Below are 13,345 nucleotides of genomic sequence, written 5' to 3'. Positions count from 1 at the left end.
AAATCAGCTTATGGAAACAAAAAGAAAAAACGATTTAAAAAAGGCAAGAACGCTTCAAATATGGAATGTCATTTATGATACCATTGAAGTAATAGTATCTCTAATTGCAGGAATAACTGCCAATAGTTCTGCTCTTATAGGATGGGCACTGGACAGTACAATAGAAGTGATAAGTGCGGCCACATTAGGCGTTAAATATTTCGACCTTACCGAAAAAGAAGAGGTTAAAAGATGGATTTAAAACCAATAGGGATATGAAAAAATTACAACTCAAAATTCCGGTACTGCTACCTCAGGTGCCAAATGAAAAAGATACCTGTGTGCAAAGGCTCATTGAGGAATTAGAAGCCAAGGAAGGTCTTGATAAAGTGCATATAAAAGACGATCAGGAAGATACGGTGCCACAACTGTGTTTTCATTATGATCCCGACATTATTTCTATTGACCGCATTCAATCATTGGCAGAAAGAACCGGGGCTGAAATTACCGAGAAATATGGACATTTTCTTATAGAGGTTGAGGGGATTAGACATACCCGACATGCAAGAATTATAGAAAAGAGTCTGCTAAATACCAATGGTGTTTTGGAAGCTTCCGCCAATGCCGGAGGAATGATCCGTTTAGAATATGATAAACGAGAAACAAGTTTTGATGAGATAACTACAAAGCTCGAAAAAGAAAGCCTACAAGTCAAGAAATCTTCTTCTGGTCATGAAAATGGCTTTAAATCTTCGGAAAAAACCTCTGATAAATTAAATAAAGAAAATGAGATGAGCCAGGAACATCAGCATGAAGATGAGGATGAACTGAATCATAAAGAGGCTGATAGCCACGGCGCCGGCGAAGAACATTCCCACGCCCATGGAGGTATTTTTGGGAAAAATACAGAGCTTATTTTTGCTATTACTTGTGGTGTTTTGTTAGGAATAGGTTTTGGACTATCCTTTGTAGAATCAGTTCCGCAATGGGTTAGTCTTTCACTTTATATAGGAGCCTATTTCTTTGGAGGATTTTATACTGCTAAAGAGGCTGTGGAAACCGTAGCCAAAGGTGGATTTGAAATTGATTTTCTCATGCTGGTCGCAGCTATTGGAGCAGCTATTTTGGGAGAATGGGCAGAAGGGGCATTATTATTATTTCTCTTCAGCCTGGGCCATGCCCTGGAGCATTATGCAATGAACAAAGCACGCAAATCTATAGCCGCATTGGCAGAATTGGCACCAAAAACAGCTTTGGTTAAGAAAAATGGTAAAACGGAAGAAGTTGGTATCGAAAAACTCACTATTGGGGATATCATTGTCGTAAAACCAAATAGTAAAATATCTGCAGATGGCGTAGTGGTAGACGGGCAGAGTAGTGTAAACCAGGCTCCAATAACCGGGGAGAGTGTACCGGTAGATAAAGTTCCCGTAGAAAATGTTGAGCAGGATTACTCTGAGGTAGATGATATCAAAGATGAAAACCGCGTTTTTGCAGGAACGATCAATGGGAACAATACTTTGGAGATTAAAGTTATCAAAGCAGCCAAAGATTCAACGCTTTCCCGGTTGGTGAAACTGGTTAACGAAGCTCAGACTCAAAAATCGCCTACCCAGTTGCTCACCGATAAATTCGAAAAATATTTTGTGCCATCCGTTCTTATTTTGGTCGGAATTCTTTTGTTCGCTTTTTTTGTTATTGACGAACCCTTTAGCGCCAGCTTCTACCGGGCAATGGCGGTACTGGTAGCTGCAAGTCCCTGTGCGTTGGCAATCTCGACCCCAAGTGCTGTATTGAGTGGAGTGGCCAGAGCGGCCCGCGGCGGGGTATTAATTAAAGGCGGCCGACCTCTGGAAGATCTTGGAGAATTGACCGCTCTTGCCTTCGATAAGACCGGAACTCTAACGGAAGGAAAGCCTAAACTTACGCAAGTAATACCACTTGGTGATATTTCAGAAAATGAACTTCTCAAAATAGCAGTAGCCGTGGAAAGTTTGAGTGATCATCCCTTGGCCAAAGCAGTAGTTCGTGATGGAAAGGAGCGCCTGGAAGGCGAGGAAATCCCGGATGCCTCCAATCTGGAAGCCGTGTTAGGAAAAGGTATTAAAGCAACATTGGGAAATGATAAGATCTATGTTGGTAATTTGGATCTATACGAAGAACTAAATGATACTATTCCATCAGAAGAAATAACTACTAAAGTACGAGATCTTGAAGGTGGTGGAAACACCACGATGCTTCTTCGTAAGAATGGAGAATATATAGGCATCCTTGCTTTAATGGATACCCCCCGGGAGGCAGCAAAAAGGACCCTTTCTGAATTGAAGGAAATAGGAATTAAACGAATGATCATGCTTACCGGTGATAACCAGAAGGTAGCAGATGCAGTAGCAGAAGAAATTGGATTGACCGATGCCTGGGGTAGTTTATTGCCGGAAGAAAAGGTAGAGGCTATAAAAAAACTGAAAAAGAAAGAATCTAAAGTAGCAATGGTAGGCGATGGTGTTAACGATGCGCCTGCCATGGCAAATAGCACCGTAGGAATCGCTATGGGTGCTGCGGGAAGTGATGTTGCCTTAGAAACCGCTGATATTGCTCTTATGGCCGATAAATTGGAAACCCTTCCCTTTGCTATTGGATTAAGTAGAAAAGCTAAGGCAATTATTAAGCAGAATCTATGGGTAAGTCTTGGAATTGTGGCTTTGCTTATCCCCGCAACAATTTTTGGTTTCGCAAATATTGGAGTAGCGGTAGTTATACACGAAGGTTCCACACTTTTGGTAGTATTTAATGCCTTAAGACTTTTAGCTTATAAAAAATGAACAAAAGTACCTTCATAATCAATCAAATGGACTGCCCCTCCGAGGAGCAGATGATCAGGATGAAACTAGAATCTTATGAACAGATAAAATATCTTGATTTTGATATCCCCAATAGAAAACTTGAAGTATATCATCAGGAAGGGATTGAAGACATTCATTCCTCGATTTCCGAATTAAAATTGGGCGATAAATTTATACGATCAGAAAAGGCTGAGGTTCCAGTTGGAGAAGATGAAACTAAACAAAAAAATATCCTTTGGTGGGTATTGGGTATTAATTTTGGTTTTTTCCTTATTGAAATGACCACCGGTTGGATATCTTCTTCAATGGGTCTTATCGCCGACTCACTTGATATGTTAGCAGATTCGATAGTATATGCGTTAAGCTTATTTGCAGTGGGAGGTGCTGTTTCAAGAAAAAAGAAAGTCGCAAAATTCAGCGGCTATTTTCAAATGTTTTTAGCTACTCTGGGATTCGTAGAAGTCTTACGCAGGTTTCTTATGAGTAGTGAAACACCTTTATTTCAGTGGATGATTATTATTTCCTCTCTGGCCCTGGCAGGAAATTTAATTTCATTATGGCTAATCAATAAGGCTAAAAGTAAAGAGGCTCATATGCAGGCCAGTGCTATTTTTACTTCAAATGATATTATCGTAAATGGTGGGGTGATATTGGCTGGTATTCTGGTTTATTTTCTGAAGAGTAAATGGCCGGATCTAATTATAGGAGGTATTGTATTCACATTTGTGATGCGTGGGGCGATTAAAATATTAAAGATTTCCAAGTGAAGATAGTATAATAGTAAAAAGACTAAAATGAATGTATGGTTATGGGTAGGGGTATTAGTTCTTGCGGCATGGGCTGCTCATTGGGGTGCTGACCAACTCCTTACACCTTTAAAAATGTTACGTAAGCAATGGGGGCTTACGGCTTCTGCAGGAGCAGCTTTCCTTGCTATTGTAACGGCGAGCCCTGAAGTGGCAATTAATATTACAAGTGCTGCCCGTGGTGTTTCTGATATTGGCTTAGGAAATTTGCTGGGTTCCAATATAATTTCCATTCCGCTTATGGTAACTATCGCCTATGATTGCCGCTGCTGCCATGAGCTTTAGCTCAGTTTCAGTAATAGCCAATGCATTGAGATTGCGTACGAAAAAAATAGAATAAGTGAATTAAAGGTATGAGTACAAATTATATTTTATACCAGTCTTTGACAAGTTATTTTATCCAACAATAAGAAATAAATAAATTTGAAATGCGATGACCTCAAACCAGGCAGAATTTGAAAATAAACAACTGGATATAAATTCTTTACCTCGATTTACTGAAGTGGAATTCTATCGGCTCGATCATAAGTATCTGATTAAGCTAAATATTCGGACTGGTATTGGTGCATTAGTAATTTTGGGAGCTTTAATTGTAGGATACTTTCTTATGATAGAATTCAAAATATTAATCCTTTGGTCTGCAATTCTTTTCTTACCGATTTTCTTATGGTTATTCTATCGCAATTTTGAGCTACAGAAAAGAAATGGATATGCTTTAAGAGAAAGAGATATAATTTTTAAAAGAGGTTTTCTCCATGAAAAAATAACAATCGTACCATTCAATAGGGTGCAACATGTCTCGGCTAGAAAAGATTTATTGGACAAATTCTTGGGAATTTCATCTTTGGCAATTTTTTCTGCAGGTGGTTCAGCCAGTGACATTACTATTTCTGGACTTCTTTCGAGAAATGCGGAAGCATTAAAGGAAGCTATCTCAAAAAGGGTGTCTTCTAATGGATAGCAGTAATTTCCATCGGCCACAGAGGCAGTCTAAAATAGGAGTGATACTTGTTTTTGGGAACAGCCTTTATCTTCTTTTTAAGAATTTGTGGTTTTTGGGGATCTATTTTTTCATGAACGAATTAGATTCTCAAACAATCCTTAATGCTGCTATCGTGGCTACTATAATTTTTATTTTAGCTTTAGCTTATAGTATCCTTTATTTTTCGAGGTTTGTTTTTTTAATTAATCCTAGAACTGAGGAATTTGTACTTCAAAAAGGGGTTTTCAATTCTCAAACTATCAGCCTCCCTTTCAATAAAATCCAGCAGGTCAATCTTAGGAGAAACCTTGTGCAGCGATTAATAGGTGTCTATAGTGTTTTAATCGATACTGCGGGGAGCAAAGAAAAAGAGGAGGAAATAAAGGCTTTATCCAGGATAAAGGCAGAGAAACTTGCAGAACTTCTTATAAGTTATTCCCGGCTGGAAGAAAACATTCAGCAAGAAGAAAAAGAAGAAAAAGCCGCTGAAGACTGGCATTTTTCTTTAAACATTCTCCAGCTTCTAAAGCTCGGGTTAATCAGCAACTACCTGCGCGGGCTTCTTCTGTTGATCACTTTCTACCTTACTCTCAAAGATCAGTTTTTCTTAAATAAATTCATCCCTCCCGAATTCATCATGGTGGAGCCAAACTTAGACTCTCCTTTAAGCGTCTGGAAAATTATACTTCTGCTATTGGCGATAATTACAGTCACTGTGGCGGACACCTTCATTAAATATTATGGCCTTCGTCTTAAAAAATCCAACTCAGGACTACAGGTAGAGATGGGGCTTCGGAAAAATAAAAAGGTGAGCTTAAAAGCAAAAAGAGTACAGGCTATTGAAATTTTGAACAATCCTTTTCAACAAAGGCTTAATCTCCAAAAGATCAAATTTTTTTTGGCAAGCAGCCCGAATGATCCTGAGAAAAGTATTACTACCATTCCCGGTATTTCCCAAGAACTTTTGTCAAAGATCCTTGGATATATGCATGTTAATCCAATAAAGAAACAGGTTACTCAAATCATTCCTAATAAGTTACTTATTTTTAAAAAGATCAGTGCAGGATTTCTACCCTTGCTCCTTATTCCTATTATATCGAAATTTTACAATCTTAATTTACCTTTAAAATGGTTGATCATCATTATATCAGTTTATTCGGTTATTCTCTTGGGATATCAACTTCTATATTTTCGATCTTTGCGCCTAAGTTTTTCGGAGGAATTTATTCTAAAAAATTCTGGTGTATGGGAAAATAAACAGCAGTACCTGGAAATCTGGAAACTACAAGCTGTTTCAATTTCGCAACCGCTCTGGTATAGAAAGAAAAATCTCGTAACTCTCACTTTCCATTCAGCCGGAGGGGATGTTAGCTTCGAGCTGATAGATCGAAATAAAGCAGAATCCTTAATGGATTATGTACTTTATAAAATTGAAAGTACTTCCAGAGGATGGATGTAGAGTCAAATCAGGAACTATAAAGAACTATGGCGGAAATAATACTTGGAGATAATCTGTTTCTACTCTAAATTTTATGGTATTTAGTTTAGTGTATAAATTGACATTAACTATCAGTGAATTGAAACAATTATAAAATGGCACTGATTTAAAGGAACAAATCAACAATACTTTGAATATATAGCCTGTAAATTCTATTTAAAACTTAGAGGAGTTTAGACCAATACTCTCCTTTTAGAAGTGAATTTATGATTTTCGCATTTCCATGGTTAATAGATATTGTTCTTAATCCAGTTATAACAATATTAAAAACTATAACACGTCTTTTTAACAGATAGCTAGGTCGAATCACTAATTAATTAGGAACCAAAAAAAAATTACCATGTATTTCGTTTGGAATAAAAAAAACGCCAAAGATTGTGACTATTAATCTCATTAATTTTCTGGTTGTAAATCAGTCAGCACATTACCGCTTCATTCTGCAAAATGCTCCATGTCGGGTAAAAAGCTTCCTTTAGGATATCTTGAGCATCCTTTTCATTTTTCTCTTGATGTATTCGATATATAGTAATTTGTGCTCATCCTATAGTCTTATTCTATAAACTAAATAATAAAGGACGCCCGCTAAATCGGAATTCCATTTATCCATTTACTTCGCTTCCGGTTGTTTTTTAATTTCAGCATTTCCATTTCCTTCCCGGCCGTTGCTGTTCCTACCTTTTTTGTAATGCAAAATACCAATATTTAGAAGTTAGTACAGACTGCATAAGCCAGTCGCATACTCCTTTTTATAAGTCTTCCCTAATTCTAACTCTTGAAAATGTATCAGCATCAAAAAAGGTAACAGCACACGGCTCTATAGGAAGTAAATCAAATAAAAATCTCATGAAATCATTTCAAAACAACATACCCGGAAGCGAAGTAAAAAAAATCAAAAACAGGAAAACGCCCCGGATATAATAAGTAAATCAATTATTAATTTTTAAATCTTTTAATTATGAGTACGCTTAGAAACAAAGTTCAGTTAATCGGAAATGTGGGACAAACCCCGGAAATCAAAAATCTTGAAAGTGGTAAAAAAGTAGCCAGCTTTTCAATTGCAACCAATGAATTTTATAAAAATTCAAAAGGGGAAAAAGTACAGGATACGCAATGGCACAATGTTGTGACATGGGGAAAAACCGCTGAAATCGTAGAGAATTATGTGGGCACTGGAAAAGAAATTGCCATTGAAGGTAAATTGACCACTCGATCCTATGAGACCAAAGAAGGAGAGAAGCGATATGTCACCGAAGTGGTAGCCAGTGAAATTCTTCTTTTAGGTAATGGAACTGCTAAGACAGAAAGCCAGCAGTAGTTAATTAATAGAGGGCGGGTACTTGCTCACGGTAACGCCCTCTTTTTCAATTTTAACCTTAAATCAGATTAAAATGAAAACGAAAGTTAATGAAATATCGATAAAATATCAGGGGAATTTTAAGATCTCTCAGGCGCCTAAAATAAGTTCATCCGTTAATGCTGCTGAACTATTATACAATACCTGGAACAAAGACCAGATCGGCTTGCAGGAAACTTTTAAAGTAATGCTGCTTAATAACGCAAATAAAGTGAAAGGTATTTTTGAAGTTTCTACCGGTGGAATTACAGGTACTTTGGTAGATCTACGCATCTTGTTTGCGGTTATTCTTAAAAGCCTTTCCTGTTCTGTAATCCTTGCACATAATCATCCGTCCGGAACTTTGAAACCGAGCGAAGCAGATAAACGCCTGACTGAAAAAATTACCAAAGCAGCGGAACTGTTAGATATTAAAGTCCTGGATCATTTAATACTGACACCAGATGGTGATTATGTAAGCTTTGCGGATGAAGGTATCCTGTAAACTATTTTTTAATCCCTTATAAAATACCTCTAAAAACTTTAGGGGTATTTTTTTATTCTACCCCTCAAATTTTTATTAGTTACCGGTAGTCTAAAATTTTAGAAAAGGAAAATTCGCTGTTACCTGAATCTTCCTTTTTTAATTTCTAAGTATGGAAATAAATGAATAATAAAACTAAAAAATTTTAGCCATTCTATAGCATATTAATTTCCTTTTGAAAAAAAATATGGTATATTTAATTAGCTGAACTTCAGCACATAGTTTTATGTAAGGTATCCCAATTTTTGACTTTCGCTGATATCCTTACCAATCATAATTTTTTACATAATGGAATTTTATTCCTCAAAATGCAAATGGACATTGGTCTAGTTTGTATGAGATTTTTGTCCCGCCTGGCGGGACGAAAAGGAATAGCAAGAGGATAACGGGCAAAGCCGCGTTATATATTTCATCTCAATTTTAAATAACTGAATATCAGTTATTTAAAATTAAATTATTTAAATTCTGGGAATTCGGAAATCATTTTTTACTAAAATCCTTCCGCAGCCCCTTAAAAATAGTCAGTTTTTTACTAAAAAATGGATGAAGAATATAAAAAAGAGCAATTTGAGACTTTAAAGATCAAGTCTTCTGTGGCTAAAAAATTTAGACGGTTTAGCCGTGCTATGTCAAAATCTCAATCGATAAGCCTACTGTTGATGCTGGAGTTTTTTGAGGATAATGGAATTTCTCCAACGGAATCTATGGGCCCTAAAATGCAAACCCTGGAAAACCTGATCAAAAAAAGGATCAGTGGAGTCATCGCTATCTTAAAAGATATTGAGAAAGGACAAACCAAACCAACGGTAGCCATGATGCAATCTTTGTTTCAGGAAGCTGAACCTAAAAAACAAACCCTGATTCTGGAGAAGAAAAATACGGAAGAAAAGCAACCCAAATATCAGGAACGAAATCAACAAGACTTATAAATTATTAAAGATGTATATCACCATCACAGCACAAAAATTAGGGGGAAATTATTCTCAAGGATCTGCCGACTTTGTTGACTATCTGGAAAAGGAAAATGAGGGATTGGATTCGCAGGATAAGGAGTTCTTTTTCAATCAGTATAATGATCAAATTTCAGCAGAGGAAGTAGTTCGGGAAATTGATGCCAATACCGCTAAACTGGAAAAAACGGAACCAAGGTTTTATTCTATTACGATAAGCCCTTCAAAATACGAGTTGAACAGGTTGAAAAACAACAGCGAAGATCTAAAAAAATATACCCGCGAAGTGATGAAAGATTATGTGGCTTCTTTTAATCGTGAACTCAATGGCCGACCGGTCAATATTGATGATATAAAATACTACGCCAAAATTGAACATCAACGATTTTTTAAAGGCACCGATAAACAGGTACGGGAAAATCAGCCCTTTGCTACCAAAATACTTCAACTAAAAAATGATATCCAAAAAGTTGAGCGCGGAGAACAACCTGGGAATATTGCTCAGATGAAACGGGAGATCAATAAACAGGAAAAAGCAGCTCCCCATAAACAAGCGGGGCAACGAATTGTACAGGGAATGCCCAAAGAAGGGAACCAAAGCCATATCCATATTATAGTGAGCCGTAAGGATGCTTCGAATAAGTATAGCTTATCTCCCGGTAGCAAATACAGAGCATCGAAGGTTGAATTAAATGGGAAAACAGTCAAACGGGGTTTTGATCGTGATAAATTCTTTGGAAAAGCTGAAAAAACATTCGATAAGAACTTCGGATATCAACGAAACTTCGTGGAAACCTATACTGCCAGGAAAGAGTTCATTAAAAACCCTAGAAGTTATTTTTCAAATTTGATGAAACTGCCAACCAGTGAAAAAGCAATTGCCATGAAAATGCTAAAAGGAACCGGAATGCCCATGATGCCAAACATCCCAACCAATAAAGCCCAGTTGGCTTTAAAAGTTTTTAACCGGTTGAGAAGGGGAGTGGATATAGCAGTTAAATCAAGCTCTATCGGAATTTAAATGAAATAATATAAATGATATGGAAGAATTCAACATTGTAAATACCACCATAATCGTCATTTTTTGTAGTCTGCTTTTCTACGGTTTATACCGTATTTCCAGATATGCATTTTTGATCAATTCCCTTTTGCTAATAGGGTTTATTCTTTTCTACTTTTATCCCCAGCTGATTATAGAAGGCCTACTGTTTGTGGGTTGCCCCTTATTACTAATCAATACGGTTTTCTATGTTTTTTGTCATTCCACTGAAATAAAGGGTAAGGTTGCCAGGAAGTACCAGGTAAATTTTAAAACCAGTGGCAAAGACTTTAAAATTGCTAACATCAAACGCGGTGCGTCGATTATCGGGTCTGCCGGTAGTGGAAAAACGGAAAGTGTGGTCTATGGTTTTCTAAAGCATTTTCAGCAGTACAATTTCTGTGGGGTGATTCATGATTACAAGGATTTTGAACTTACCGAAATGGCTTATCCGCTTTTTAAGGATTCAGATATTCCTTTTAAGATCATCTCCTTTGATAAGATTATCCACCGGGTCAATCCGATTGCACCCCGCTATCTGGAAAATGAAGAGAGCGTCAATGAAATTTCCAGAGTTCTCATTGAGAATCTATTAGAGCAAAAGGAATCAGGCACAAGCGGAACCACAAAATTCTTTAATGATGCTGCAGAAGGTTTAATAGGAGGGATGATCTGGAAATTGAAAACATCCTATCCACAATATTGTACATTGCCCCATTTAATAGCGATTTACCAGTTTCTGGATACTGAGAGTCTTATAGCTTTCCTGGACTCGAACAGGACCTCCAGGGCGATGGCAGATGCCTTTATTAGCGGTAAAGATTCGGAAAGACAAACTGCAGGTGTTAAGAGTACCCTGGCCAATGCCTTAAAACGAATCAGTACCCAAAGTATCTTTATGGCCCTCTCAGCAGATGACGTTCCTTTAAATATAAATAATCCCGAAAACCCCGCAGTAATTTCCGTTGTGAATAACCCTAAATTTGAATCTTCCTATTCTGCGGTAATTGCAGCCATCATCCATACCATTACCAAACAAATGAGTGTACGTAATTCCAATCCGTCATTTCTATTGATGGAAGAAGCACCTACCTTACGCTTACTGAATATGCACCGCATTCCAGCTACTTTAAGAAGTTATGATATTGCCACCGTATATGTGATGCAGGATAAGATCCAGAATGATATGATGTATGGGGATAAAGCTAGTAAGGCTATTCTAAGCAATCTATCTTACCAGTTCTTTGGGAAGGTAAATGATCCTGATACTGCTAAATATTATGAACGTTTCTTTGAGATTATAAAGGATCCTACTAAGAGTGTGAGCAGCGGCCATAATCTAAATTTTGATACACGAGTGATTACCGGGGAAAATGAAATTCCGAAAATTAGAGCAGATGTTTTCTTTCGATTGAAACAGGGTGAGTTTATTACCTATGCTGATGGTAAGGACAAAAAAGTACAGTTTAAATTACAAAAGATTTTAAGAGAGCTTCCTGGAGCAGCTAAAGAGTTCTCTTCAACCGATTTGGAAATGAATTTCGAAAGAATTTATCAGGAAGCTAAATCAATTTTTAAATAATTACAATAAAAATATTTGTCAAGTAAAAACCAGAAAAAACTTGACATAATTCAGTTTAAAGATTATCTTTGCTGTACTATGAATATTGCAGCATCCATTAAAAATAAAATTAATAAGTTAGATTCAGGAGAGGTTTTTACCTATGATACCCTTGGAATTCCTCCAAATGAATTCCTGGCTGCTGCAAAGGCATTAAGCCGATTAGTTGAGGATGATGTAATCAGGAGATATAAAAATGGGGTATATTACAAACCTAAACAAACTGCTTTTGGGGAATTAATGCCCAGAGAAACTACACTACTTGACTTGTATCTCTTTCAAAAGGACAAACAGATTGCATACGTTACCGGATTGCGACTATACAATGAACTGGGATTGACTACTCAAATATCGAATGTGGTAAGGGTAGCAGGTAACAAAGAGATCAAAGCCAAAATAGGTAATCTTGTCATTAAACCTGCAAAAGCGTATGTGCCCGTTGAAGAAAACAATGTATCGTTACTTCAATTATTAGACGTTATAAAAGATTTTAAAAATATTCCGGATATGGATAAAAAAAGGGGAATCACCTTTTTAAGGAAAAAAATTCAGGAGCTTACTGATGTAGAGAAAAATAGACTGATTGCTATTGCCAAAGCATATCCCCCAAAAGTAAGAGCTCTGTTAGGTGCCATCCTTGAAGCTCTTTCTTTAAATTCTCTCAGTACATCACTAAAAGACAGTATCAATTATCTGAGTACTTATAAATTTGGCTTATCCAAAAGTATCTTACCTACGATCTCAAACTGGAATATTTCTTAATGAAATTACATCACTATAAAGCCGCTTTTGAAGGTGCCATCGTGGCCACTGCCCAACATTTCGGAATTTCTGAAATCTATATAGAAAAAGATTATTGGGTGACCTTTGCGCTTAAAATCATCTTTAAGGATCCCAACTCCAAAGATATAACCGTATTCAAAGGAGGCACTTCGCTGTCTAAATGTTACGGTATCATTCAACGGTTTTCCGAGGATATAGATCTCGTTGTCATAAAAGAGGATGGAGAAACGGATAACTCTTTAAAAAGAAAACTTAAGAAGGTCACCAGTGTGTTGGAATCAGAAATGAAGCTTGTTCCTGATCACCCCCTTGAAAATAAAAAAGGCAAAATTAGAAAGTTGGTGTACGGTTATGATAAAGTAGGGGTAAAAGGTATATATGGGCAGGTTCGGGACCAGATTGTTTTGGAAGTTTCCAGCTTAGACAGATCTTACCCGTCGCAAAAAGTCAGCGTACACTCAATGATCACACAGTTTATTGCGACCACAAACAATCCGGACCTTATAAAAGAATATCAACTTGAACCTTTTAATTTAACGGCAAGCATCGAACGAACCTTTTGTGAAAAAATCATTAGCCTGATAAGATTTTCATATACGGAGAATCCTTTGGAGGATTTAAAAAATAAGATCCGACATACCTACGATTTACACCAGTTACTGCAGGAGTATAAAATTTCGTTATTCCTAAAATCAGATGATTTTGAAGTAATGCTTTTGCAGGTAGGGAAAGATGATGATAAAGCTATTCCCACAGATAAAGAATGGTTGTCCAAACACCCGTTAGAATCCTTGTTTTTTAAAAATACCGAGAAGGTTTGGGAAAGTTTAAGCCCAACTTATAATGGTCAATTCAGGGAATTACTAACCGGAGAACTTTCAGACGAAAAAGAGGTATTGCAATCTTTGAGGAATATCGGATCAAGATTAAAAGATATAAAGTGGTCTATCTGAAAATCCTGATTTCG

Annotated in this window: 13 protein-coding genes; all 13 read left to right on the top strand. The window is 36.9% G+C overall.

Annotated elements, in window-relative coordinates:
- Positions 1 to 10 precede the first annotated feature (10 nt).
- The 13 genes from G530_RS0110800 (at position 11) to G530_RS0110740 (ending at position 13,331) form a co-directional block, all read left to right on the top strand.
- Positions 11 to 241, top strand: a complete 231-nt coding sequence (locus tag G530_RS0110800; protein WP_026934553.1) for a hypothetical protein — start codon at positions 11 to 13, stop codon at positions 239 to 241.
- A gap of 13 nt (positions 242 to 254) precedes the next feature.
- Positions 255 to 2,801, top strand: coding sequence for a heavy metal translocating P-type ATPase (locus G530_RS0110795; protein ID WP_026934552.1), 2,547 nt, complete (start codon positions 255 to 257; stop codon positions 2,799 to 2,801).
- On the top strand, positions 2,798 to 3,589 hold the full coding sequence (locus tag G530_RS0110790; RefSeq protein ID WP_026934551.1) for a cation efflux transmembrane domain-containing protein: 792 nt from the start codon (positions 2,798 to 2,800) through the stop codon (positions 3,587 to 3,589). The genes G530_RS0110795 and G530_RS0110790 overlap by 4 nt, the downstream gene beginning before the upstream one ends.
- 27 nt (positions 3,590 to 3,616) lie before the next feature.
- Positions 3,617 to 3,913: a hypothetical protein gene (locus tag G530_RS0110785; RefSeq protein ID WP_026934550.1), complete on the top strand. Its 297-nt coding sequence runs from the start codon at positions 3,617 to 3,619 to the stop codon at positions 3,911 to 3,913.
- A gap of 148 nt (positions 3,914 to 4,061) precedes the next feature.
- Positions 4,062 to 4,589, top strand: a complete 528-nt coding sequence (locus tag G530_RS0110780; RefSeq protein WP_026934549.1) for a PH domain-containing protein — start codon at positions 4,062 to 4,064, stop codon at positions 4,587 to 4,589.
- Positions 4,582 to 6,069 carry a PH domain-containing protein gene (locus G530_RS0110775; protein WP_026934548.1) on the top strand — a complete coding sequence of 496 codons (1,488 nt, stop codon included), beginning with the start codon at positions 4,582 to 4,584 and terminating at the stop codon, positions 6,067 to 6,069. The genes G530_RS0110780 and G530_RS0110775 overlap by 8 nt, the downstream gene beginning before the upstream one ends.
- 994 nt (positions 6,070 to 7,063) lie before the next feature.
- Positions 7,064 to 7,423 (top strand): single-stranded DNA-binding protein, encoded by a 360-nt coding sequence (locus G530_RS0110770; protein ID WP_026934547.1) that lies wholly within the window; start codon positions 7,064 to 7,066, stop codon positions 7,421 to 7,423.
- Positions 7,424 to 7,496: 73 nt separating this feature from the next.
- The gene (locus G530_RS0110765; protein WP_026934546.1) at positions 7,497 to 7,946 is read left to right on the top strand and encodes a JAB domain-containing protein; all 450 of its coding nucleotides are present in this window, start codon (positions 7,497 to 7,499) and stop codon (positions 7,944 to 7,946) included.
- Positions 7,947 to 8,524: 578 nt separating this feature from the next.
- A complete protein-coding gene (locus G530_RS0110760; protein WP_026934545.1) occupies positions 8,525 to 8,914 on the top strand; it encodes a BfmA/BtgA family mobilization protein in 390 nt (129 codons plus the stop codon).
- Between the two features lie 10 nt (positions 8,915 to 8,924).
- The gene (gene mobB / locus G530_RS0110755) at positions 8,925 to 9,956 is read left to right on the top strand and encodes a MobB family relaxase (protein WP_026934544.1); all 1,032 of its coding nucleotides are present in this window, start codon (positions 8,925 to 8,927) and stop codon (positions 9,954 to 9,956) included.
- A 19-nt stretch (positions 9,957 to 9,975) separates the two neighbouring features.
- Positions 9,976 to 11,556 carry a type IV secretory system conjugative DNA transfer family protein gene (locus tag G530_RS0110750; protein ID WP_026934543.1) on the top strand — a complete coding sequence of 527 codons (1,581 nt, stop codon included), beginning with the start codon at positions 9,976 to 9,978 and terminating at the stop codon, positions 11,554 to 11,556.
- 78 nt (positions 11,557 to 11,634) lie between these two features.
- The gene (locus tag G530_RS0110745) at positions 11,635 to 12,357 is read left to right on the top strand and encodes a DUF6088 family protein (RefSeq protein WP_026934542.1); all 723 of its coding nucleotides are present in this window, start codon (positions 11,635 to 11,637) and stop codon (positions 12,355 to 12,357) included.
- Positions 12,357 to 13,331: a nucleotidyl transferase AbiEii/AbiGii toxin family protein gene (locus G530_RS0110740; RefSeq protein ID WP_026934541.1), complete on the top strand. Its 975-nt coding sequence runs from the start codon at positions 12,357 to 12,359 to the stop codon at positions 13,329 to 13,331. The genes G530_RS0110745 and G530_RS0110740 overlap by 1 nt, the downstream gene beginning before the upstream one ends.
- The last annotated feature ends 14 nt before the right edge of the window (positions 13,332 to 13,345 follow it).

The organism is Christiangramia echinicola DSM 19838 (assembly GCF_000423065.1).
Classification (GTDB): domain Bacteria; phylum Bacteroidota; class Bacteroidia; order Flavobacteriales; family Flavobacteriaceae; genus Christiangramia; species Christiangramia echinicola.
This window is presented reverse-complemented; position numbering and strand designations above follow the sequence as displayed.

Coding starts and splice junctions, on each gene's coding strand:
- G530_RS0110780 (WP_026934549.1), top strand. CDS start 4,062: ATGACCTCAAACCAGGCAGAATTTGAAAATAAACAACTGGATATAAAT.
- G530_RS0110800 (WP_026934553.1), top strand. CDS start 11: ATGGAAACAAAAAGAAAAAACGATTTAAAAAAGGCAAGAACGCTTCAA.
- G530_RS0110785 (WP_026934550.1), top strand. CDS start 3,617: ATGAATGTATGGTTATGGGTAGGGGTATTAGTTCTTGCGGCATGGGCT.
- G530_RS0110745 (WP_026934542.1), top strand. CDS start 11,635: ATGAATATTGCAGCATCCATTAAAAATAAAATTAATAAGTTAGATTCA.
- G530_RS0110770 (WP_026934547.1), top strand. CDS start 7,064: ATGAGTACGCTTAGAAACAAAGTTCAGTTAATCGGAAATGTGGGACAA.
- G530_RS0110795 (WP_026934552.1), top strand. CDS start 255: ATGAAAAAATTACAACTCAAAATTCCGGTACTGCTACCTCAGGTGCCA.
- G530_RS0110775 (WP_026934548.1), top strand. CDS start 4,582: ATGGATAGCAGTAATTTCCATCGGCCACAGAGGCAGTCTAAAATAGGA.
- mobB (WP_026934544.1), top strand. CDS start 8,925: ATGTATATCACCATCACAGCACAAAAATTAGGGGGAAATTATTCTCAA.
- G530_RS0110760 (WP_026934545.1), top strand. CDS start 8,525: ATGGATGAAGAATATAAAAAAGAGCAATTTGAGACTTTAAAGATCAAG.
- G530_RS0110740 (WP_026934541.1), top strand. CDS start 12,357: ATGAAATTACATCACTATAAAGCCGCTTTTGAAGGTGCCATCGTGGCC.
- G530_RS0110750 (WP_026934543.1), top strand. CDS start 9,976: ATGGAAGAATTCAACATTGTAAATACCACCATAATCGTCATTTTTTGT.
- G530_RS0110790 (WP_026934551.1), top strand. CDS start 2,798: ATGAACAAAAGTACCTTCATAATCAATCAAATGGACTGCCCCTCCGAG.
- G530_RS0110765 (WP_026934546.1), top strand. CDS start 7,497: ATGAAAACGAAAGTTAATGAAATATCGATAAAATATCAGGGGAATTTT.